The 22,639-nt window shown below is 58.7% G+C and carries 16 protein-coding genes, 3 pseudogenes and 1 other annotated feature; of the genes and pseudogenes, 9 read left to right on the top strand and 10 right to left on the bottom strand.

The features are described 5' to 3' along the window. Nucleotides 1–23: 23 nt before the first annotated feature. On the bottom strand, nt 24–320 hold the full coding sequence (locus tag LJU29_RS29425; RefSeq protein WP_057431766.1) for a hypothetical protein: 297 nt from the start codon (nt 318–320) through the stop codon (nt 24–26). A gap of 544 nt (nt 321–864) precedes the next feature. Here LJU29_RS29425 and LJU29_RS27935 point away from each other — a divergent pair. The 6 genes and pseudogenes from LJU29_RS27935 to LJU29_RS27910 all read left to right on the top strand — a co-directional run bounded on the left by LJU29_RS27935 (nt 865) and on the right by LJU29_RS27910 (nt 14,516). Next, a complete protein-coding gene (locus LJU29_RS27935) occupies nt 865–2,895 on the top strand; it encodes a hypothetical protein (protein WP_057454612.1) in 2,031 nt (676 codons plus the stop codon). Nucleotides 2,896–3,248: 353 nt separating this feature from the next. Further along, nucleotides 3,249–4,246, top strand: a pseudogene (locus LJU29_RS27930) (IS3 family transposase); the annotation flags it as partial. Then, on the top strand, nt 4,243–5,196 hold the full coding sequence (locus LJU29_RS27925) for an IS5-like element ISPsy2 family transposase (RefSeq protein ID WP_257113019.1): 954 nt from the start codon (nt 4,243–4,245) through the stop codon (nt 5,194–5,196). The pseudogene LJU29_RS27930 and the gene LJU29_RS27925, both read left to right, overlap by 4 nt. Nucleotides 5,197–5,758: 562 nt before the next feature. Then, nucleotides 5,759–13,498, top strand: a complete 7,740-nt coding sequence (gene xopAD / locus LJU29_RS27920; protein ID WP_257113018.1) for a XopAD/skwp family type III secretion system effector — start codon at nt 5,759–5,761, stop codon at nt 13,496–13,498. A gap of 458 nt (nt 13,499–13,956) precedes the next feature. Further along, complete coding sequence (locus tag LJU29_RS27915) at nt 13,957–14,208, top strand: type II TA system antitoxin, ParD family (protein WP_004643047.1); 252 nt, start codon at nt 13,957–13,959, stop codon at nt 14,206–14,208. Next, nucleotides 14,205–14,516, top strand: a complete 312-nt coding sequence (locus tag LJU29_RS27910; RefSeq protein ID WP_053486599.1) for a type II toxin-antitoxin system RelE/ParE family toxin — start codon at nt 14,205–14,207, stop codon at nt 14,514–14,516. Before LJU29_RS27915 ends, LJU29_RS27910 begins: the two co-directional genes overlap by 4 nt. A 105-nt stretch (nt 14,517–14,621) precedes the next feature. Here the strand turns inward: LJU29_RS27910 and LJU29_RS27905 are convergent, their stop codons facing one another. Further along, nucleotides 14,622–14,936, bottom strand: coding sequence for an HU family DNA-binding protein (locus LJU29_RS27905; RefSeq protein ID WP_005758826.1), 315 nt, complete (start codon nt 14,934–14,936; stop codon nt 14,622–14,624). 156 nt (nt 14,937–15,092) lie between these two features. Here LJU29_RS27905 and LJU29_RS27900 point away from each other — a divergent pair, with 156 nt between their 5' ends. After that, nucleotides 15,093–15,374, top strand: coding sequence for a hypothetical protein (locus tag LJU29_RS27900; RefSeq protein WP_257111429.1), 282 nt, complete (start codon nt 15,093–15,095; stop codon nt 15,372–15,374). Beyond that, nucleotides 15,355–16,574 (top strand): annotated as a pseudogene (locus LJU29_RS27895) (IS91 family transposase). Before LJU29_RS27900 ends, LJU29_RS27895 begins: the two are co-directional and overlap by 20 nt. A 227-nt stretch (nt 16,575–16,801) precedes the next feature. On the opposite strand, the gene LJU29_RS27890 reads toward LJU29_RS27895, so the two are convergent. From LJU29_RS27890 to LJU29_RS27870, 5 genes and pseudogenes are all read right to left on the bottom strand, one after another. After that, a complete protein-coding gene (locus tag LJU29_RS27890) occupies nt 16,802–17,074 on the bottom strand; it encodes a type II toxin-antitoxin system RelE/ParE family toxin (protein ID WP_004662083.1) in 273 nt (90 codons plus the stop codon). Continuing rightward, complete coding sequence (gene relB, locus LJU29_RS27885; protein WP_003381808.1) at nt 17,064–17,249, bottom strand: type II toxin-antitoxin system RelB family antitoxin; 186 nt, start codon at nt 17,247–17,249, stop codon at nt 17,064–17,066. The genes LJU29_RS27890 and relB overlap by 11 nt, the downstream gene beginning before the upstream one ends. Before the next feature lie 50 nt (nt 17,250–17,299). Beyond that, on the bottom strand, nt 17,300–17,578 hold the full coding sequence (locus LJU29_RS27880) for a hypothetical protein (RefSeq protein WP_004666944.1): 279 nt from the start codon (nt 17,576–17,578) through the stop codon (nt 17,300–17,302). A gap of 92 nt (nt 17,579–17,670) precedes the next feature. Next, nucleotides 17,671–18,045 (bottom strand): annotated as a pseudogene (locus LJU29_RS27875) (recombinase family protein); the annotation flags it as partial. Between the two features lie 178 nt (nt 18,046–18,223). Next, nucleotides 18,224–19,452 (bottom strand): IS91 family transposase gene (locus tag LJU29_RS27870; RefSeq protein ID WP_257113017.1). Its coding sequence is split into 2 segments (ribosomal slippage): nt 18,224–18,411 and nt 18,411–19,452, totalling 1,230 coding nucleotides; the frame shifts between segments, so codons are not numbered across the junction. 196 nt (nt 19,453–19,648) lie between these two features. On the opposite strand from LJU29_RS27870, the gene LJU29_RS27865 reads away from it, so the two are divergent. Continuing rightward, nucleotides 19,649–20,871, top strand: a protein-coding gene (locus LJU29_RS27865) for an IS3-like element IS51 family transposase (protein WP_257110834.1) whose coding sequence is annotated in 2 segments (ribosomal slippage) — nt 19,649–19,934 and nt 19,934–20,871 — 1,224 coding nt in all. Because the reading frame shifts where the segments join, the coding sequence is not laid out codon by codon here. Next, nucleotides 19,927–20,043, top strand: a sequence feature (AL1L pseudoknot). Its footprint overlaps the gene before it by 117 nt. Nucleotides 20,872–21,868: 997 nt before the next feature. Here LJU29_RS27865 and LJU29_RS27860 read toward each other — a convergent pair. From LJU29_RS27860 to LJU29_RS27850, 3 genes are read right to left on the bottom strand one after another with little or no spacing between them, the layout of a single operon-like run. After that, nucleotides 21,869–22,084 carry a hypothetical protein gene (locus tag LJU29_RS27860; protein WP_054077176.1) on the bottom strand — a complete coding sequence of 72 codons (216 nt, stop codon included), beginning with the start codon at nt 22,082–22,084 and terminating at the stop codon, nt 21,869–21,871. Then, entirely contained in the window at nt 22,084–22,320 is a 237-nt protein-coding gene (locus tag LJU29_RS27855) for a hypothetical protein (RefSeq protein WP_054077177.1), read from the bottom strand. Before LJU29_RS27855 ends, LJU29_RS27860 begins: the two co-directional genes overlap by 1 nt. A 44-nt stretch (nt 22,321–22,364) precedes the next feature. Continuing rightward, entirely contained in the window at nt 22,365–22,571 is a 207-nt protein-coding gene (locus tag LJU29_RS27850) for a hypothetical protein (protein WP_054077178.1), read from the bottom strand. Nucleotides 22,572–22,639 lie beyond the last annotated feature (68 nt).

Below are 22,639 nucleotides of genomic sequence, written 5' to 3'. Positions count from 1 at the left end.
GGTTAAGGCCAATAGGCACTGACCTACTCATCATCACGAAGCACCCAGCCCGCTTTTGAAAAAGCCCACCGGCTCAGGACGAGGCTATCAAGGGGGTCATACGGGCGGTTGTCCCAGTCGTGGCTTGAGATATTCACCCTTCGAGCATTTGTGATCAGTGTTCCTGTGTGGCCTCCCCGGGAAATCAATTGGACTGAATCATCTGGCTGTCGCTCGAATTCAATCCGAACCAGGATGGGATAGTCATACCCATTGCCTTTTGCCTGAAGCGGCTCAGTACAGGTTATGAACCCCATGACAGGGGTAGCAATTGCGTTCATGGCATGTCCCTTAGTGCTTTGGCTGTGCAGCGGCTCAGCAATCTTGCCAAGTCTATTATCAGGCTCTGTTTCGGAGCTGTCTTAGGAACCCTCCTGTGCTTTTTGAACACTCAAGCGAGGCATCGGCTCTTGCCGGTTGGTCAAATGAACAACAATGTCGAGGCAGCGATTAGGAAAATCAATGATTAAGGCTAATAGTTGGAGCAGCAATCTGAATGCATACAGAATACTCCAAGAACCGCAAAGTCTGACGGAGGAGCCCCCTCCCATCCAGACCATTTGCCCTGTTCAGCCTGAAAGCATGGCGCCACCGGAGCATCACAACCACCGGCACCTTGTGACACAAGAGGAAAACCGTGGCAGACATCTTGTTGGCAATCCGATGCGGCGCACGCGCTCTGATGTCGGCGCTCACGGCTTGACGCCTCATCAGCCTTTGCTTACACGTTCAAAATCCGATCACGGATTGGAACGTGTTGCAACGCCTTTGGCGTTTGAGGTACAGAGCCTCGGATCTGAGCAAACCGCTAGTAGTGCTGAAGTTATGACAGCCGCCGGCAGGCGCCATTCGCTCCTGACCGATTACCAAGCCGCGATTGCCCGACCGCTCGACCTTGATCGCGTGCTTGCAGCCGTAAAGTTACGCGCGGCCGCCGAGATCTATTGCAAGAAAAACAACTTGGCACGTCTCTCTCCACGGCCCCCACGCACGAGTGCGGGCAATCAACGCCTTGATGCCTTGGTCAACCGGCCCGTCGATGAATTGATCGCCGAAGTGCAGGCCGCCCCCCGCAAGTTCAGCCGAACGCAGCTCACCGACGTTGCACAGAGGCACCTGCTCGCCGCATTGAATATCGACATAGACCAATACAAGAAGGGCGTGCACAAAGCCGGCCTGTACGAAGGACTACACTCGGTGGCGGGACGCTTGGTTAGCGTAGCTGCCGCAGCAGTCAGCGCTGGGGTTTCCGAGGTCCCCGGCGTGAGTAAGACCGTCACCAAGACAGTCAAGATTCTTTCCCACCAACTGCCGTCCAGCGTGGTCAATCCAGCTCTGACAGGCGGCCTTCGTTCCGTCACGGACGTCATGGAATCGTTTAAGCGCGTGGGTGGACTCCCTGTCCTATCGCCGCAGATCGATAAGAGCCCCGATATGGGTAAGATAGTGAAAGCCGCGAGGGAGATGCGCGGTCAACTCGATGAGGCCGTTGGACATTTTGCGCGAGCCCATAAGAGCGACCCCCAGGCGCTGCCGCGATTGGTGGACGCCTTTCTCGCGCTGCATGGCGTAGCCGACCGACAGTATCGGCGCCGCATCGGCCTGAATCGCACGCAAACCTACGGTAAAGGTTGGGGAATGGCCGTAAATGGCGTGGCCGCCATAGGCACCGTTGTGTCCACTACCGTTCCGGTGGTGGGTCAAGTCGCGGGCCCCGCCATTCTGGCCAGCACTATCCCTTTGCAATGGGGAGCGGGCTACTTGGACGAGCGGCGCAACAAGCACCGCTACAACCTACGCGCCAACACGAAGTGGGGGGACTTTCTGAAGGACAATGCGGCGAATATCCACTTCAAGGATCTGACTGTCGGGCATATTTCCGAGTCCAAGCTGCGCCAGTCGTTCCTGACCCAGCCAGAGGTGCAGATCGCCGCGATTCGCGAGGTTTACGAGGACACCATCGGCGAGCTGATGCGGCGGCGGCTCGAGATGCAGAAGGACATTGACGTCCAGCGCGAGGCGGGCAGGCCGATGCGCGCCCTAGCTCTTAAGCAGCTGCGGGAACTAGACGCCGAGATAGACGTTACGAAGATGCACGCCGACCAATTCGAGTCTTTCAACATGGACCGCTGGAGCGCTATTCCTGAGGACAGCGTAATCGGACGCTGCTTGGACGACCTCGACAATCTCCAGAAGGCCAACCGCCGAGCGCGTCTGCGCAAGCCGGGCGAAGGTGCACAGATCGTGCAGCGCTACGTGCAGGCATTCCAGGGCGGCGTATCGACGGGGACGACGCTACCGGTGGTCGATGCCGTCGCGTCGATCGACAGCTTCCACGTACATGACTCGCAAGGTCACGACCATGGCTTGCAGCCCGCGCCGCTCGCCGTGGCGGCGGGCACGGGTGCTGCGGGCGGTGCCGTCTTCACCGGTGCAACGGGCGAGGTGCGGATGAGTAAAGCTGACAATAAGAAGATCATGACGCAACTGCGCGTGGACCCCGAGGTATACACAGCCGATGCTGAGCACTGGCGATTTCGCGCCGGAAATCGCGATGTCGACCTGCGTACGTCCGCCGGATATAAGCAACACGCGCATACGCGTTGGGACGAGCTTGCGCTTGTTGCCCAAGCGCTCAAACATGGCCTCACGAGTGGCCCGGTAGGACTGAAGAACCTAGCGGTCGCAAAGGTAGAGCTGCGCCAGGCACGAGCCAGCTTACAGTCGGCGCTCGACGCATTGGCCGCGTCAGGTCTGCCACACCGGACGCCGGATTCCGCCCGTGCCCCGACGATCTCGTCGATGAAGGACCAGCTCTATGACTATTCGGAAGTTCGACGGCACCTTGGTGTGTAGAGCTTTTTGAAGTTAGGGTGTAAAACGTTAGCAGAGTATTTTCCCCTAATTGTAGCGGCCTGCAATCGAAATGGGATCGATAGAGGTGCGGAGCACGGATGGTTTATACCGCAGCCATCGCCGGCCTGACCGTGCAGGGCTTGATCAACAACGCTCAAAGCATCGCGCAATTGAGGTACGTGCCGGCCTGATACGGGAGAGGTGCGTCCAAAATCTGGAAAAGGTACAGAAAAGTCGCTTTCAATCCATTTTTCGGCGTGGGTGATGGGTTAAAAAAGCTTTTTGCCGACATCGACGCCACGTTGGCATCACGCAGAGGGTGCCTTTTTAGGAGGATTACCCTGTATAGTGTCACTCCACAGAGCAAAGCCCTCACGCCCGAGCAGCAAAAAATCCAGGAGCTCGAAGCCCGGATCGCCCGTCTTGAGCGGGAGAAATCCATTTTAAAAAAGGCCACCGCGCTCTTGATGTCGGAAGAGCACGAGCGCATGCGCTGATTGATCAGCTCAGTGTCCATGAGCCAATCGAATTGCTGTGCGAAGTGTTCGAGGTACCTCGCTCGTGCTACTACAACCATTGCCTGCGGCGTCGGTCTCCAGACGCCGAGCGGGTTCGTTTACTTAGCCGAGTCAATGAGCTGTTCGGGCAAAGTCGAGGCGCTGCCGGCAGCCGCAGTATCGTGTCGATGATGCAGGCGGATGGCGAGCAAATCGGTCGGTTCAAGGTGCGTAGCTTGATGCGGGAGCTGGGATTAATCAGCAAGCAACCAGGCTCGCATGCTTATAAAAAAGCAACAGTGGAGCGGCCTGACATTCCGAACATTTTGAATCGGGAGTTCGATGTACCCGCGCCCAATCAGGTCTGGTGTGGCGACATCACCTACATCTGGGCGCAAGGAAAATGGCATTACCTGGCGGTGGTTATGGATCTTTACGCGCGTCGGGTGGTGGGCTGGGCGTTTTCGAACAAACCGGATACGGACTTGGTGATCAAGGCGCTGGACATGGCTTATGAGCAACGCGGCAAGCCTCAGGGCCTGCTGTTTCATTCCGACCAGGGCGTCCAATACGGGAGCCGACAGTTTCGCCAGCGGCTTTGGCGATACCGCATACGCCAGAGCATGAGCCGCCGGGGTAATTGCTACGACAACTCGCCGATGGAGCGTGTGTTCCGCAGCTTGAAAACTGAGTGGATACCGACCGTGGGCTACATGACGGTCCAAGAGGCTCAGCGGGATATCAGTCATTACCTGATGCATCGTTACAACTGGATTCGGCCACACCAGTTCAATGATGGAATGGCGCCCGCTCAGTACGAGAAAAACCTTAACGTCGTGTCCGGGATCAGTTGACCACTACAAAGCGCAAGCAGACCCGTAAGGAATTGTTCCTGATCGAGATGGATCAGGTGGTGCCCTGGAAAGGTTTGATTGCCCTGATTGAGCCCTATTATCCAAAAGGAGAAGGTGGCCGGCCCGCCTACCCACTGATGGCGATGCTGCGTGTTCATCTGATGCAGAACTGGTTCGGCTACAGCGATCCGGCGATGGAAGAAGCGCTGTATGAGACGACCATCCTGCGTCAGTTTTCAGGCCTGAGCCTGGAGCGAATTCCAGACGAAACCACCATTCTCAACTTCCGTCGTCTGCTGGAAAAGCACGAGTTGGCGACCGGGATTCTCGGCGTAATTAATGGTTATCTGGGCGACCGTGGCTTGTCGTTGCGTCAAGGCACCATCGTCGATGCCACGCTGATTCACGCGCCCAGTTCGACCAAGAACAAGGATGGCAAACGCGATCCTGAGATGCATCAAACCAAGAAAGGTAACCAGTACTATTTCGGCGCCAAGGCTCACATCGGCGCCGACGACGAGTCAGGCCTGGTGCACAGCGTGGTAGTAACAGCGGCCAATGTGGCAGACGTCACGCAGGTTGCCAAACTGCTGCACGGCGAGGAAAACGTAGTCTGCGCCGACGCAGGTTACACCGGGGTCGAGAAGCGCGAAGAACACGCTGGGCGCAAGGTCATTTGGCAGATTGCCGCCCGCCGCAGCACTTACAAAAAGCACGGAAAACGCAGTATTTTGTACAAGGCGATCCGAAAAATCGAGAAGGCCAAGGCCCAGATTCGCGCCAAGGTCGAGCATCCGTTTCGGGTCATCAAACGCCAGTTTGGCTATGAAAAAGTGCGCTTTCGGGGCTTGGCCAAGAACACCGCGCAGATGGTGACGTTGTTCGCCCTGTCAAACCTGTGGATGGCCCGCCGACATTTGTTGGCGAGCGCAGGAGAGGTGCGCGTGTAATGCAGGAAATGGTTACCGCAAAAGGCTTTGCAGCGGCCGAAAGAGCTAAAAAGCGAAGATAATTGAGCAAATTTCGACATGCATCGTTTTTTGAAAAGTGCTGAGGACTCGGTAGCCGGAAAACATCCGGCTACTTCAGACCTTCCCAAGGAACCAAATCCGTCCAAAAGGCCACACAACGCGACACTTTTAATGAAAATTTGGTGGCTACATAACTTCAGCGTCAGTGGTCAAAAACCTCTTTAAGGAACGCTGCAAAAATAGCCAACCGCTCAGCAGGCCCGGCAAGAGGCTGGCTCGCTCATTACACAGCCGCGCAGAGACATCACTGCAGTTCGAACGCGAGGCGTGAGCGGCCAAACGGCACCTTGGCTGGACGCGCCACTGAGGCGGCCCTGTTGGAGGAGCGGATCCTCGCTCAAATATCAGCGTCGGTACGAAGATCAGGTGCAAGAGCTAAAGGTCGTATTGCGTCAGCAAACAACGCCTTGACCGCCAAGAAACACGGCCCAGTGCAACTCAACCGTGACAACGACTACATTCGGATGGACTAATTGCAGACATGAGAATCCCCAACGTCAATCTAAACGCATTGAGCACAAACCGGTCTTTCAGTGAAGAGGACCAGCTCAAGCGGACCGGGGATCAGCCGGAAGCCAGTACCGGCAACAGTTGCAATGAGCGGCAGCCGGCCAAACGGCGACGGGTGGAGCAGGATGAACCTGGAGCCGGTGGCCGCGCACGGGACAGGGACGCTCGGCAACAGCCTACCATTCACGCGCACTTGCGCAACGATATCACCGACCGACATCGTACCAAGTCCGAGCGGCCCCATGACAGAGCGCCCGCTGACGTCAGTGCATCGTCATCGCATCGTAGGCCACAAAGAACAACGCATGGCTGGGAGGCGCGCTTGGCCGAACACACGTTCGACCGGGCGGCAGGAAAACGACCTCGGGAAGAGCGAGAGCCGTATCGGCAGCCAAAGCGGCCAATGCATGACTTGGAGTGGACGGCGGCGGATCTTCACCAGGCCGAACATCAGCTCGATCCAGCTGCAAAAGAGCAGCTGCAGGAACAGCGAGAGCGGTATCGGAAATGGCTGAGTGCCCCCAGCCGAGTACCTCAGAACCACAACGCTCGCTTGTGCGTGTCGGTGGCAAAGGAAAACGCGCTGGCGCGTCACATCGGCTGCGGGCTGGCGCTGCCTTTCCTGGATGAGAGCGTCAACGCGCAAACCAATGCGCAGTGGCTCGACCAATACCTTCTGATGATTGCCAGTGCAAGGCGCGCCACAGGGGCAGGCGTAACGCATAGCGAGCTCGATCGTTGCACGGAGGTTGCGGCGCAGTATCTCTGCAAGACCAAGTGGTTTGACGGTGCATCGCTGACGCAGCTGGCCCATGTGGGCAACAAGCTGAGCAAGCATCCGAACCAGCAAGCGTGCATGGATGCAATCGCGTGGATCGCCGGACAGCTCAATCAGGCAGATGATTTATCGGGACTGGATGGCCGCCACTCAGTCCTATTCTTGAACGCCTTCGCCAAGAACTTCAACAGCGGCAGGTGTGAACGCGCGGTGGCTCGTCTGGCGCGTCACTTGCAACGTAACCACTCTGCCCGATCGTCTCTGGACGCGCAGCACATCGGCCTGGCACTCAATGCCTTCAGCAAGTGGCCCGACAATCCGGACTGCCAATCCATGGCGTACTTGCTTGCTGATATGCTTGCAAGCAACAGACGCTTGCGTCATGCGATGGATGGGCAGAGCGTCGCGAACGCGCTCAACGCCCTGAGCAAATGGCCCGACACACCGCACTGCGCGGACGCCGCCAACGCACTGGCCTTGAGGCTGGCCAATGATCGCAACTTGCGCTACGTCCTCAAACCGCAAGAATTCGGAAACACATTGAATGCCCTGAGCAAATGGCCTGACACGCCGGACTGCACTGCCGCCGTCAAGGCACTGGCCTCGCGACTGGCCGACGAGCGTGGTTTGCGCAGCGCCCTCGACCCGCAAGGCGTGGCCAACGCGCTCAATGCCCTGAGCAAATGGCCCGACACGCCAGACTGCAAGGACGCCGCTTATGCGCTGGCCTCGCGGCTGGCCGACGAGCGCGGTTTGCGCAACGCCCTCAACCCGCAAGAACTGACCAACGCGCTCAACGCCCTGAGCAAATGGCCTGACACGCCGGACTGCGCGGACGCTGCCAACGCGCTGGCCTCGCGACTGGCCAACAATCGCGAGTTACGCAACGCCCTCACCCCGCAAGGCGTGGCTAACGTGCTCAATGCCCTGAGCAAATGGCCCGACACGCCGGACTGCGCGGACGCTGCCAACGCGCTGGCCTCGTGGCTGGCCGACGAGCGCGGTTTGCGCAACGCCCTTGACCCGCAAGAACTGACCAACGCGCTCAACGCCCTGAGCAAATGGCCTGACACGCCGGACTGCGCGGACGCTGCCAACGCACTGGCCTCGCGGCTGGCCAATGAGCGCAGCTTGCGTAACGCCCTCGACCCGCAAGGCGTGGCCAACGCGCTCAACGCCCTGAGCAAATGGCCCGACACGCCCCACTGCACTGCCGCCGTCAAGGCACTGGCCTCGCGACTGGCCAACAATCGCGAGTTACGCAACGCCCTCACCCCGCAAGGCGTGGCCAACGCGCTCAACGCCCTGAGCAAATGGCCCGACACACCGCACTGCGCGGACGCTGCCAACGCGCTGGCCTCACGGCTGGCCGACGAGCGCGGTTTGCGCAAAGCCCTCAACCCGCAAGGCGTGGCCAACGTGCTCAATGCCCTGAGCAAATGGCCCGACACGCCGGACTGCGCGGCAGTCGCCAGCGCATTGGCCTCGCGACTGGCCAACAATCGCGAGTTACGCAACGCCCTCAACCCGCAAGAACTGGCCAACGCGCTCAACGCCCTGAGCAAATGGCCCGACACACCGCACTGCGCGGACGCTGCCAACGCGCTGGCATCGCGGCTGATCGACGCCCCTGGGTTGTGCAACGCCCTCAACCCGCAAGGTGTGGCCAACGCGCTCAACGCCCTGAGCAAATGGCCCAACACGCCAGACAGCAAGTACGCCGCCAACGCGCTGGCCTCACGGCTGGCCGACGAGCGCGGTTTGCGCAAAGCCCTCACCCCGCAAGAACTGGCCAACGCGCTCAACGCCCTGAGCAAATGGCCCGACACGCCGGACTGCGCGGCAGTCGCCAGCGCATTGGCCTCGCGACTGGCCAACAATCGCGAGTTACGCAACGCCCTCACCCCGCAAGAACTGGCCAACGCGCTCAACGCCCTGAGCAAATGGCCCGACACACCGGATTGCGCGAACGCGGCCAACGCACTGGCCTCGCGACTGGCCAACAATCGCGAGTTACGCAACGCCCTCACCCCGCAAGAACTGGCCAACGCGCTCAACGCCCTGAGCAAATGGCCCGACACACCGGATTGCGCGAACGCGGCCAACGCACTGGCCTCGCGACTGGCCAATGATCGCCACTTGCTCAGCGCCCTCGACCCGCAAGGCGTGGCTAACGTGCTCAATGCCCTGAGTAAATGGCCCGACACGCCGGACTGCACTGCCGCCGTCAAGGCACTGGCCTCGCGACTGGCCAATGATCGCCACTTGCTCAACGCCCTCAACCCGCAACAGATGGCCAACGCGCTCAACGCCCTGAGTAAATGGCCCGACACGCCGGACTGCACTGCCGCCGCCAACGCGCTGGCCTCGCGACTGGCCAATGATCGCCACTTGCTCAACGCCCTCACCCCGCAACAGATGGCCAACGCGCTCAACGCCCTGAGCAAATGGCCCGACACACCGGATTGCGCGAACGCGGCCAACGCACTGGCCTCGCGACTGGCCAATGATCGCCACTTGCTCAGCGCCCTCGACCCGCAAGGCGTGGCTAACGTGCTCAATGCCCTGAGTAAATGGCCCGACACGCCGGACTGCACTGCCGCCGTCAAGGCACTGGCCTCGCGACTGGCCAATGATCGCCACTTGCTCAACGCCCTCAACCCGCAAGGCGTGGCCAACACGCTCAACGCCCTGAGCAAATGGCCCGACGTGGACGTTAGCCAGGCCTCCGCTGACGCCTTGGCCTCGCGACTGGCCAATGATCGCGAGTTACGCAACGCCCTCAGTCATATCGGCGTGACTCAAGCACTCAACGCCTTGAGCAAATGGCCCGAACGTGCGAATTGCGAGAGTGCTACCGATGTCTTGGCCGGCAGGCTGGCGGAGGACAACGATCTGCGACAAGCCATGGATGAGCACCACGTGGCTGTGTCGCTCAATGCGCTGAGCAGATGCCTCGGAAGGCCGGCATGTCATTCGGCAGTGTTGCTGCTCGCCGAACGCGTCGGCTCGGCAGAGTTGCCGTGGCAGCAGTTCGAGATGCGTGGGCTCGCCATGGTGGCCAACGCGATGTCCCGTCTGCTGCACCTGGATGAGGAACAGTTCCAAATTTTGGGACGCGCCAAACTGCTGGCAATGGCCGGGCACCTGGAGCTGCACCGTGAGCGTTTTGAGTCTGCCTCCGCGCAAGACATTGGTATGCTCTTCAAGGCCCTTTCATCGGCGCAACTCCATCGCCAGATGCGTCCGCTGGCTCGGTCGGCCCTGGAGCGGGTTGCGGTGCTCGCGCAGGAAAACGGATTACGGGAAACCAACCTTGAGGGGCTCGGCAGCCTGTGCATGGGATTCTTGCCGTTGATCCGCAGCCCAGAGTTGACCTCTCGCCATCGGGGGCACGCATTGCGCGTGTTCAATACGTTGCAGCCCATCATCGAGCGCAAGATCGACTTGTACCTTACCGGCGGTGTCCCGCCGTCTTCGACCGACCTCGAACAATACGCCACTCGATGCCCGGCGCTGACCTTCTTCCAGGTACTCAAGGCTTACAGCATGGTGAGCCGGCAATGCAAGCCGCGCCACATCGAAGGCTCGCGCCAGGAAATTCGCCAACGTCGCGAAGAGTTGGGGAAATGGGTTGACAGGACGCTGGAGCGGACACGCGAGGCCATCGAGGAGGACCTCGGCGAGATGAGCTGGAACTTGATCGCGCAGATCGAGGCCGGTGACATCGTATTTGACGCCCTGGACCTGCGCATGGCGAAGGAAGCAGCGAAGATTACGCAGGCCCATCCACCGAGCCAGTTCGACCTTGACGCCGGGCGCCTGAGCATGCGGTCGGCACCCGGCGAGCCCGTTGCTCCGGCACCCGGCAACGGCAGCACGACCCACATCGTGGTCGATCTGCGCGGCAAGGAAGTGTCGACCAATGCGACCGAGACGAACAAGCCGTACTCGCTATTTACACGGCTGACGGGCTTGCCGCTGGTGGAGGTCCAACTGCCTGGGGCAATTTCGACGTTCATGCTCGCGCGTACGCTCACCTACCAGGACGAACCCTGGCGTTTTGACATGTTCGGCGGCAGCCGCGCCACGCGAGGCCACATGAGTCGCCCCGCCCAGTTGCTGTCCGGCACATCCGGAGCACCGTCGCTGCTGCCGGCAATGCGCTATACAGACACCGCGCCGGGCAGTAGCCTGATGCAGCTCATCGCCAAGCTTGCCCCGCAGCGCGAAGACTGGTCGCGGATGCAGCGCTCGCTACTAGAGATGGTGCCGACCGATCACGTCATTGAGGGCACACTGCGTCTGGGATTTTTTGAAGACGTCAGCGGCCCTGCGCACCCGTTCAAGCCAACAGCACCGGACGGGCATGCATTGGCGCTGTGCCCCAACGATGGTTGCGGCTTCCTGAAGCTGGAGGTGGCACTACGCATACCGGCCTTCCGTGAGTACTTCTCTGCCTGGCAAGCAGTGCAGGCCGGTGAGGCCAGCCAGAAGCAGCGTGACCTTATTGCCAAGGATAAGGGACCCACGCGGCTGGCACCGCAGGCGCTGCAGCACTTCCCACGTGACGAGGCGGCACTGCAGGAGGCGCACGAGGCGATGCAGCGCCGGTTGCAGGCGCTGCCGTCGGAGTTGAGTCAACTCACGTTATACGAACTGGCCACCAGCGGCGGCTACCAGGGCCAAAGAGTCAGGGCGGTGCCTGCTGCCGACGACAAGGTGCACCTACCGAGCGAGCGCAGCCAGACCTTCGACGCCGCAGGCGGCGCCTTGCTGATCGGCAAGCCGCCCTATGACAAGGAGAACCTGCTGCCCGTGCCGGAAGAACGCGTCGCGACAGTGGCGCAGAGCGACGCCACCGCCGAATTCCTCTCGCAGTCCTTTGGTATCCAGTACAGCTACACTGGCTTCGACGACGGATCGGGCAGCGACGCCGAGATGCTGCACAGCAAGGGCATGCTCATCGTGGTGCCATCAAAGAACTGGCCAGCCAATTTTGCGGACATGGATCTGGCCTGCTCGAAGGAGGACCTCAAGACCTTATCGCGCTGGACGACCGGTCGCGACCGCAGTGCCGTGCCGCAGGACATGCTCACCACCGGCAGCCTGCGGCTCAAGGACATCGTGGAGCCCGGACGCATGGGCGCACTGCCTATCCCGGAACTGCGCAAGCGCAACATGGACACCGACGGCGACGACGCGTTCGTGTACGCGGGCTACCCCAAGCTGGCCGCGCTGATTTCGCGCGAGATGGCCGATCGCGAGGTACGCCGCGGCCAGCCACGTTCCTTCAAGCCGCCGAAAACGGCCACGCCGGCCATTGATCCTGACAACGGCCATTACCAGGCGGGGCGGCTGTCCGAGATCATGTCTCTGCAACGTGGCGGCCAGATCATGGGGGCGGCCAGCACCTTGGCAGCGCGCTTCATGGCGCAGCCTGACCACCTGCGTGAGGCAATGGCGCGCAATATGATGTTCGGCACTTATGACGGCATTGAGCGCGACCTGCGTAACGGTCTACGTGTAGCACTCGACAGCAAAGCCAGAGATCCTCAGGTGTTGACGGAACTGCGCAACCAGGCATACAACGCCATCGGGCGCGCCCACCTGCCCGAGGCACGTGAAGCCGCCGAGCTCCTGCATGCACAACTGCTTCGACTGGAGCCGGGGGCATCATCGCGTGCCGAAATGCCGCCATTGCCGGATGCGCTGGGCGAGGCCTTCCCACGCCTCGCCCAGGCGTACCTTGCTGCGCCTGATACTGAGGCACGGATTCACGCCATCATCGACAACTACCCGGTGTGCAGGCTCTCGCACGCGCAATTCCCGGCAGGGCAACCGGGGCTCATCCCTGGAGAGCCGGAACTGAGCATGCGCAACCTCTTCACCATCGCGATCAAGGTGGGCACCGATGCGCTGAAGTCTGACACCGGCACTGCGCTGTTCGCCAAGATCGTTGAGTCGTGCGAACGATCCGAGCGAGGGTTCGCTGATCGGGTTCGCAGCGTACCGTATGGCAAGGTGACTGCCCGGGCCATGCACGATGGTCGCTTCGACGCCGAGCAGACCCAGATGGACCTGCAGAACATGCCGACGATGGCTGCGGGCGTCATGCAAGACGCGCTACACTCGCTGCAGCAAGCAGACCTGATCGACCCACCGCCACCGCCCGCCGAGCGCTTGCGCGCCGTGCAGCCAGAGGACATTGCGCTTGAGGCGCAGAGCTTACTGAAGCGTGCTCGCGAGATGGAACCTAGGGTCACTCACATGCTGAGGCGCGTCGCCGAGTCCCATGCTGGGCAACTGGCGGGCATGGACCATCAACTGAAGTCGGTCGGCTCGTTGAAGGAAAAGCTAAAGCAGCAGATGGCTGTGAAAAACAAGACCCTGGAAGAAGCCGTGGCCGGCGTGAACGATGCGTTGCGCTACAGCGTAGTACTGGATCCGCAGGATTTCACCGCTGGCTTGCGCGGTGTGCTGGCCTCGCTGGACGATCAGGGCCATGTGCGCGTCAAGCTGAACAACCTGTTTGCCAAGCACAAGCCAGCCTTTAAAGCGGTCAATGTCACTATGCGCAGTCCCGAAGGCGCGCTCTGGGAGATCCAGTTCCACACGCCTGACACCTTCAGGCTCAAGGAGCAATTCCATGATCTTTACAAGCACGGCTATGCGCTGCAGCTTCAGGGTGCCCCACTGACTGACCAGCGAGAAGTGCAGGCGCCCGCGCAAGACGCCTTCAGACTCGTGCCTTCGCCGCCAGAGTGCGACGATATCGACGACTGGGAGGAGGAGAACGTCCCGGCCTTGGCAATCACGGTTCCGGCTTTCAAATCCCAACCAAACAATCGCAAAGACGCCGCAAAATTCCGTGCAGGCGTGAGCAGCACACCGCAAGTGACGCTGTCACAGCAGAGGGTGCCAACTCGATGACCCCCTTGATAGCCTCTTCCTGAGCCGGTGGGCTTTTTCAAAAGCGGGCTGGGTGCTTCGTGACGATGAGTAGGTCAGCGCCATTGGCCTTGACCGACTAAGGTTGCGCCAGCTCGTCGCGGACCTTGATGGGGAGCCCGCAGAATTCGGAAAAAATCGTACTACAAGGGCTTCCCCATTGAGCACAAGCCCAATAGTTTCTGTTTGACTCCGCTGCATGTGCCGGATCGACGGAAAGAAGGTGAAGGACTGCAGTACTACAAACGGTCATCTTGAGCTGATCGCTCGGTAAGCCGGAATCCCAGAAATTTCCGTCATGGGCGGGAAGCGAGTACTGGTGCGAATTGACGCCAAACAGGTGTTTTACGACAACCTGCGTCAATGTAACCATGTATAACCGCCTGCTCCATTAGCACATATGTTCTAATGTGGGAATGTGTAGTCTTGGAGGTTATCCCATGAGTCGCTTAACCATCGACATAACAAACCAGCAGCACCAAAGCCTGAAAGCGCTGGCTGCCTTGCAGGGCAAGTCCATCAAGCAATATGCGCTGGAAAGACTGTTTCCGGGCGATGCTGATGCCAATCAGGCATGGGAAGAACTGAGAACCCTGCTCGGCGCACGTATTCACGAGGGACTTACCGGCAATGTGTCTGCCAAGAGCATCAGCAAAATTCTCGATGAAGAACTGATCGAGGGCAGCGCTTGACCGGCTACGTTCTCACCGCTGCGGCAGAATCCGATCTGCGGGGCATCGTCCGCTACACCCGTAAGCAATGGGGCGATGCGCAGGTGCGCCGCTACATCGCTACGTTGGAACAGGGGATCGCCAACCTCGCCGATGGCCGGGGTGTGTTCAAAGACATGAGTGCGCTTTTTCCGGCTCTACGGATGGGGCGGTACGAGCATCATTACGTCTTCTGCCTACCGCGTGAGGGAGCGCCTGCTCTGATCGTGGCTATTTTCCATGAGCGCATGGATCTGATGACACGACTGGTTGATCGGCTCAAAGAGTAATAGTCTGGGTAGCCATGATGGAAATAGCGGCTGTTTTCGATTGCAAGCCGCTACACCTAGCGGCCGTCACCACAATTCCGGCCATTAGACTGAAATCAGTTCAGCTTAACGTACTTCAAAATCCTTTTTCTGAGGCGCACCGTTGTTGATCGCGTCGTTCAGCCTCTTGGCCGGGACGAACTTGATGACTTTCTTGGCAGCGATTTCGATGGCAGCGCCAGTCGAGGGGTGGCGGCCAGTGCGGGCTGGGCGCTCTGCCACTTTCAGTTTGCCGATGCCCGGTAGAGTGATTTCTGCACCGTTGCCCAGCTGGTCGGCAACGATCTGTCCCAATTGATCAAGAGCCTTACCCGTGGTGTTTTTTGGCGCGTCGATAGCTTCTGCGATACCGGCGATGAATTGGTCTTTAGTCAGAGACATTATGGTGTTCCTTCCCTATCAAGTTCATTTGGATTGCAGAGTAAGGGGTCAGCTTGGGGCCGAGAACTGGGCAGCCTGCGGCTGCAAATTGTGGGATTTTGAAATCGGTTATCATAGCCGAAATCGAGTCGATCCCTCCTCAGCACAGGCTTACACATGGCGTCAGAGACCAAAAAACGTAAACGGGCGAGCCGGGCAAAAGCCAAGGCAAAGCAGACCCGTCTCCAACGCGCCGGGCATACCACCTTCGTTCCCGATACCGACTTTTTCTTCGATATCAATCCTTTCGGTAATGTCGATCTTTGTAGTTGCTGCCAGACAACGTATCTGAACGACATGTTTCCCGACGCTTCTTGCGTAAGCGTTTCGATGAGAGAAGGGCCAGGCGGATTCGCCATCACCGCCGTCATTCACCACGATGAGGAGCCGCCCTGCTGACGTGGCCTCTGCACCGCCTGCTTACAAACCTCGACCGCTCAAAAACCTCTTCACGGCCAACGGCTGCTGGGCAGATTTGCTGGAGGCCGGCGGTCTGCGCCAAATCGAAGTGGAGTCGATCAGCAAAATGCTCGCCTGCGGCACCTCGATACTGGGCGTCAAACACTACACCTGCGCCAATGAGCATTGCCCACACGTCAAATACCTGTGCAACACCTGCCATTGCCGGGCCTGTCCTTCCTGCGGCAAAAAGGCCACCGACCAGTGGATCGCCGTGCAAAACAACCGTCTGCCCGACTGCCCCTGGCAGCATCTGGTGTTCACGCTGCCCGACACGCTGTGGTCCCTGTTCTTCTACAACCGCTGGCTGCTCGATGCGCTGTTTCGTCTGGCGGCCGATAACCTGATCTACACCGCCAGGCGGCGCGGTTTGCGCGTCGGGATTTTCGGGGGGCTGCACACCTATGGCCGGCGGCTCAACTGGCATCCCCACGTCCACCTGTCGGTGACCGCGGGCGGCCTGGATGAGCAGGGCGTCTGGAAAAATCTGTCGTTCCACAAAGAGGCCCTGCGGCGGCGCTGGATGTGGTTGGTGCGCGATTACCTGCTGGGACAGCCGCTTTCGCAACTGACGATGCCGCCTCAACTGGCCCACATCCTCTGTGAACGCGACTGGCGCCGTTTGATACTGACCGCTGGCGGCCAGCACTGGCACATCCACTTGTCGAAGAAGACGGAAAACGGGCGAAAGACCGTCAATTACCTGGGCCGCTACCTGAAAAAACCGCCGATCTCGGGCAGTCGTGTGGCGCATTACACCTGCGGGGCCACGTTGAGCTTCACCTACCTGGATCACCGCACGCAGACCTATCAGCAGGAAACGCTAAGCCAGGCCGACATGCTGCGCCGGGTGGTGCAGCACATCCCGGAGAAGCATTTCCGGATGATCCGGTATTTTGGTTTTCTGGCCAATCGGGTCTGCGGGCAGTACCTGCCAAAGGTCTATGAAGCACTGAAGATGGCGACGCCAGGACCGGTACCAAAGCTGTATTTTGCGCAGATGGCCAAAGCGTCGATGCGTTCCGCTGCGTGCTGTGTGGCGCGCGGATGGTTTATACCGCAGCCATCGCCGGCCTGACCGTGCAGGGCTTGATCAACAACGCTCAAAGCATCGCGCAATTGAGGTACGTGCCGGCCTGATACGGGAGAGGTGCGTCCAAAATCTGGAAAAGGTACAGAAAAGTCGCTTTCAATCCATTTTTCGGCGTGGGTGATGGGTTAAAAAAGCTTTTTGCCGACATCGACGCCACGTTGGCATCACGCAGAGGGTGCCTTTTTAGGAGGATTACCCTGTATAGGAATTATTGAAATTCCTATGCATGAACTGATTTCAGTCGTTGTAGTGGCCGGAATATTGGCGACGGCAGCTAGGGGTACTCTTGGCGGGCGTGCAGGACGTCCACGATGCTGATGCGCTCTGTACCGACGCGGTAGACAACCAGGTAGTTGGGATGCACAACCGCTTCGCGCGTTCCTGGAACACGGCCGGGACGGTGGATGTAAGGGTGCAGGGGGAGAGCCTCGACCGTGGCCTCAAGGGTGGCCTGCATCTGCTCGGCAGCATAAGGGTTGCGCTCGGCTAGGTAGCCGGCGATTTCCTCCAGTGCCTCCAAAGCTTGTGGAAGCCACTCAACTAGCACGGCGGCGCTTTGCCTCAATCATGGCTCTGACGCGAGCCATTGCTTCATCGTGCGGCACGGGTGGACGCGGATCGGCCAAACTGCGCTCGATACGCAGGCGAAACCAACGGTCGTAATTGTCGGCCTGTTCCTGGGTCTCGAACTCCGAGACGCGAGGGTCAAGTTGAATGCTCATAATGCCTCCTGATGAAATTGTACGCCCAAACCGTCGAAATGACCGTCCTGTCATTTTGAGTGTTCTTTCGGCACCTGAATGACGCCATCAGCAATACCTTGGGCCAGCAACTCCATCATTTTCGCGAAGCGAAACAATCCTGGATATTGCAGGCAGATATAGTCCATCTGGACCTTTGATGAGCTGTCGAGCACCTGTTTGAAAGCCAGCATATAGTCATAGCAGCCCTGAAGTAGCTGGCTATCGCCACTTTCTGTAGATGGAAATCGGCTGGCATAGTCATGGACTATCTTCGCCAGCTGGTGTTGCTCTGCGGATAAATCGAGCATTTTTTTGCCTGATGAAAGGGTTCGATACTGTTGACCAAGTGACTGAAAATACCTCAGCAAGGTCACAGACGGTTACTGAACCAAGCAGCACCTCAGACATCTGCCTTAGCCGCCAGGTACTGCGACCAAACGCGTTTTACCTGGCTGACGCTGGACCCTGCCAGCCTCGCAGTCTCTGCAATGCTACACCCGCCGCTTTTAAAGGCAATGATCTGTTCATGCACTTTAGCATTCGGCTTGCGTCCTCTATATAGACCAGCGCTCTTGGCCAAGTCGATGCCTTGCCGCTGTCGCTCTCGACGGTCCTCGAAGTCGTCACGCGCTATTTGCAGTGCCACACGCAAGAGCATGTCTTGTACGCCTTGCAACACCACCTTGGCGACGCCACTGGATGCCTCGGCCAATTCCGATAAATCGACGATGCCGGGCACCGCCAAGCGTGCGCCCTTAGCCTTGATCGCGTCCATGCATAGGAATTTCAAAATGCCTATGCATCAGGCTGACGCTATGACGGAGGCGTCATGCCTTCATAGCGATGCGTAGTAAGACGCTGAGGCGTTACATATGCAGTGAAAATCCCTATCAGAAAGCGTTAATGCAGGTTATTTCACCGCGAAGCCTAGGTGCGGACGCACCTTCCCCCTGTCAGGGCTTCACGTACCTCATCTGCGCGATCGCCTGAGCGTTGAGGACCAGTCCCTGCACCGTCAGCCCGCTGATTGCCGCCGTGTATACCATCCGCGCGCCACACAGCACGCAACGGAACGGATCGACGTTTAGAAAGGCTTTGGCCATCTGCACAAAATACAGCTTCGGTGTCGGTCTGGCGTCGCCATCTTCAATGCTTCATACACCTTCGGCAGGTATTTCCCACACACCCGATTGGCCAGAAAACCAAAATACCGGATCATCCGGAAATGCTTCTCCGGGATGTGCTGCACCACCCGGCGCAGCATGTCGGCCTGGCTCAGCGTTTCCTGCTGATAGGTCTGCGTGCGGTGATCCAGGTAGGTAAAGCTCAACGTGGCTCCGGAGGTGTAATGCGCCAGACGACTGCCCGAGATGGGCGGTTTTTTCAGGTAGCGGCCCAGGTAATTGACGGTCTTTCGCCCGTTTTCCGTCTTCTTCGACAAGTGGATGTGCCAGTGCTGGCCGCCAGCGGTCAGTATCAGACGGTGCCAGTCGCTTTCACAGTGGATGTGGGCCAGCTGCGGCGGCATCGTCAATTGCGAAAGCGGCTGTCCCAGCAGGTAATCGCGCACCAGCCACATCCAGCGCCGCCGCAGGGCCTCTTTGTGGAACGACAGATTTTTCCAGACGCCCTGCTCATCCAGGCCGCCCGCGGTCACCGACAGGTGGACGTGGGGATGCCAGTTGAGCCGCCGGCCATAGGTGTGCAGCGCCCCGAAAATCCCGACGCGCAAACCGCGCCGCCTGGCGGCGTAGAGCAGGTTATCGGCCGCCAGCCGAAACAGCGCATCGAGCAGCCAGCGGTTGTAGAAGAACAGGGGCCATAGCGTGTCGGGCAGCGTGAACACCAGATGCTGCCAGGGGCAGTCGGGCAGACGGTTGTTTTGCACGGCGATCCACTGGTCGGTGGCCTTTTTGCCGCAGGAGGGACAGGCCCGGCAATGGCAGGTGTTGCACAGGTATTTGACGTGTGGGCAATGCTCATTGGCGCAGGTGTAGTGTTTGACGCCCAGTATCGAGGTGCCGCAGGCGAGCATTTTGCTGATCGACTCCACTTCGATTTGGCGCAGACCGCCGGCCTCCAGCAAATCTGCCCAGCAGCCGTTGGCCGTGAAGAGGTTTTTGAGCGGTCGAGGTTTGTAAGCAGGCGGTGCAGAGGCCACGTCAGCAGGGCGGCTCCTCATCGTGGTGAATGACGGCGGTGATGGCCAATCCGCCTGGCCCTTCTCTCATCGAAACGCTTACGCAAGAAGCGTCGGGAAACATGTCGTTCACGCTGCTGATTTTCAGCGGTTCCGGCGCTGGCTTTACCCATGCTTCTTGTCTCGAGTGAACCGCCCCGGGTTTCTCGGAGACTCCAACCTTTGAGAGGATGGAGCGATGAAAAAACTACCGAAGTACTCCCCAGAGGTCCGTGAGCGGGCCATCAGGATGGTTTTCGAACACCTTCCTGAGTACGAGTCGCAGTGGGCCACCATCAGTGCCATTGCCCCCAAGATCGGCTGCACGCCCGAGACATTACGGCTGTGGGTTCGCCAATCTGAGCGCAACAGCGGCCAGCTTGATGGGCTGAGCACAGTCGAACGTGAGCGAGTCAAGCTGTTGGAGCGTGAGAACCGTCAGTTGCGTCAAGCTAACGAGATATTGCGTAAGGCCTCAGCCTATTTTGCCCAGGCGGAGCTCGACCGCCCATTCAAACGATGAAGACGTTTATTGATGAAAACCGCCAGTCTTACGGGGTCGAGCCGATTTGCAAGGTGTTGCCAATCGCCCCGTCGACGTACTACCGGTACGCTGCTCAGCAGGCTGACCCCAGCCAGCAGTCAGCGCGTGCGCAGCGTGACCAGGAACTGGGTGAGCACATCCAGCGAGTCTGGGATGAGCACTTCCATGTATATGGCGTGCGCAAGGTCTGGCGACAGTTGCTGCGTGAAGGCCAGCAAGTCGCCCGCTGTACGGTGCAACGCCTGATGGGAGAGCTGGGCCTGCAAGGCGTGGTACGCGGCAAGCCTGTCAAGACGACGGTCAGCGACCAAGCCAGGCCGTGCCCGCAGGATCATGTCAACCGTCAGTTTGTGGCTGAGTGCCCGAACGCCCTATGGGTATCGGACTTTACCTACGTCAGTACCTGGCAGGGTTTTGTTTACGTGGCCTTCATCGTTGATGTCTTTGCCCGATTCATCGTCGGTTGGAAGGTGTCCAGTTCAGCGCGTACCGATTTTGTACTCGATGCACTGGAGCAAGCCCTTTACACCCGTCGCCCAGTCAAGCAGGGTGGACTCATTCACCACAGTGACCGTGGCGTGCAGTACGTGTCCATTCGCTATACCGAGCGTCTTGTCGAAGCCGGTATTGAGCCATCGGTCGGGAGTGTCGGTGACTCTTACGACAATGCCTTGGCTGAGACCATCAATGGTCTTTACAAGGCTGAAGTGATTCATCGACGCTCTTGGCCCACACGGGGGGCGGTGGAGCTGGAAACGCTGAAATGGGTGGACTGGTTCAATCACCGCCGCCTGCTGGAGCCAATCGGTCATATTCCACCGGTCGAGGCAGAAGCCATCTATTATCAGCAACTCACCGAGTCTGCCCACGTGGCATGACTCAAACAAAAGGGTCTCCGAGAAACCCGGGGCGGTTCACGAGCCTAAAACTTCATGTTTTTTTGATGCAGATCAATAAAGACCCTCTGGACCTATTGCTGATGGAACCAAATCGCTGGCTAAGCTAACACAAGGCCTGTGTTACGGAAAAATTGCGAAAAAGAGACGATTTGTAGATGGTGGGATTACAGAAGACCGTAATTCAGTTACAGCGCTTTGTGATCCTCAATGGAATGCAATGATTTGACCCTAGCGGGTCACTATGACTTTTTATTCAAGGAGAAGTTCAATGGTAAGAATTAATAATTGGAGCAGCAATCTGGATGCCTACAGGATACTCCAAGAAGCGCAAAGTTTGACTGAGGAGCTTCCTCACTTCGATACGGCTTTTCCCATTGAGTCTGAAAGCATTGCGCCACCGGAGCATCACAACCATCGCTACCGTATTGGACAAGAGGAGCACCGTGTCAGATATCTTGCTGCAAACAGGAATACGTGCCGCCCCCTCAGCACGTGCGTTCGGAAACGCCAGAGGTAACAGTCCGCGAAACTGAAACAAACAGGCTTATGCTTAAAAGCTTCTGGATCTTCGGTGCGGAATTTGAATAGATATCACCTTCCTCTCAGCGTCAACTGCTCAGTTTCCAAACTCTATCAGCAATCACGGAAGAAGCACATGACCAACTTTTTTACCTCGTAAACCCCAATGATATTCGGATTGATCGGAAGTCGAATCCCCATACGGCTACAGCGCGAGGTGCCGGTGGCGAACCGGTATTGACAGTTCCCGCCAGCCTGCCTGACGAAGAAATAATGCATGCGTTAGACACGTTCATTTACCTTGGGGGATTAGTTTTCAGAACGTAAAAAAGCCCCCTTGCCTGCTGAAAGCGAGGGGGCCGAAATACAGCCTCGTTATTGACAGCTCCTTGATGGGTGGCCAAAAGCATTCAGATCCAGGCTGCGGGTTCCGTTAGGCTTGTTCCGGGGGGACGTGTCAGCCTAGGCCGTTGGCCCGCGCTGTATCAGTCGCCGTTAGCAACGCCCGGTCCTTTTCCACGTAACGGCCCAGCACGTAGCAGGCCACCGGCAGATCACCGCGCGGCTGCACCGATGACACGACCGCCACGATGCGCCAGCCCGCTGCCAGCGCCTCGTTGACCTCTCCCGTGTCAAACAGCTCTTGGATTTCGTCGACCTCATGCAGCTGCATCAGTAAGCCTCCTGATCGTACTGCGCGATAGTCTTCGGCTCGGTCTCACCAATCCAGCCGAGCACATACTCGGTGCTGGGCAGACTTTCCCATAGACCGGTTTCGAGATTGCGTTCATGGCTCACACCGGGCCGCACCAACAACAGTACCCAGCCGTCTTGCAGGTGCCGGTTCACTTCGTGCTCCAGCTCCAGCTCGCGCACCTGCTTAACGTTGCTTATAAAAAAATCCGCCATCCTTAACGCTCCTTTGGTCATGTAAAGCTCAGTGATCCCCGCCTTCAGCAACCTCTGGGCGTAGACGCTTGGGCAGCAGCACACCTGCGGCGCCCTTGGGGGAAGCTGCGGTATAAATGGTACTCGGCGTACTGACTGGTGCCATCTTGCATCACACACACCGCCAAAATTACCCAGCCGTCATCCAGCAGCGTCTGAGCTTGCTGCTGCCCGTTGACAGTACGCAGTTGCTTAATGTCTTCAATGGCCATCGATACTGCTCCTTGCTTGAATGATGGCTTATTGTAATCAAGTCTAGGCCATGAGATTCCTTTGTGTG

Origin of the sequence: Pseudomonas ficuserectae, from assembly GCF_024584585.1 — a bacterium.
Classification (GTDB): Bacteria; Pseudomonadota; Gammaproteobacteria; order Pseudomonadales; family Pseudomonadaceae; genus Aquipseudomonas; species Aquipseudomonas amygdali.
This window is presented reverse-complemented; position numbering and strand designations above follow the sequence as displayed.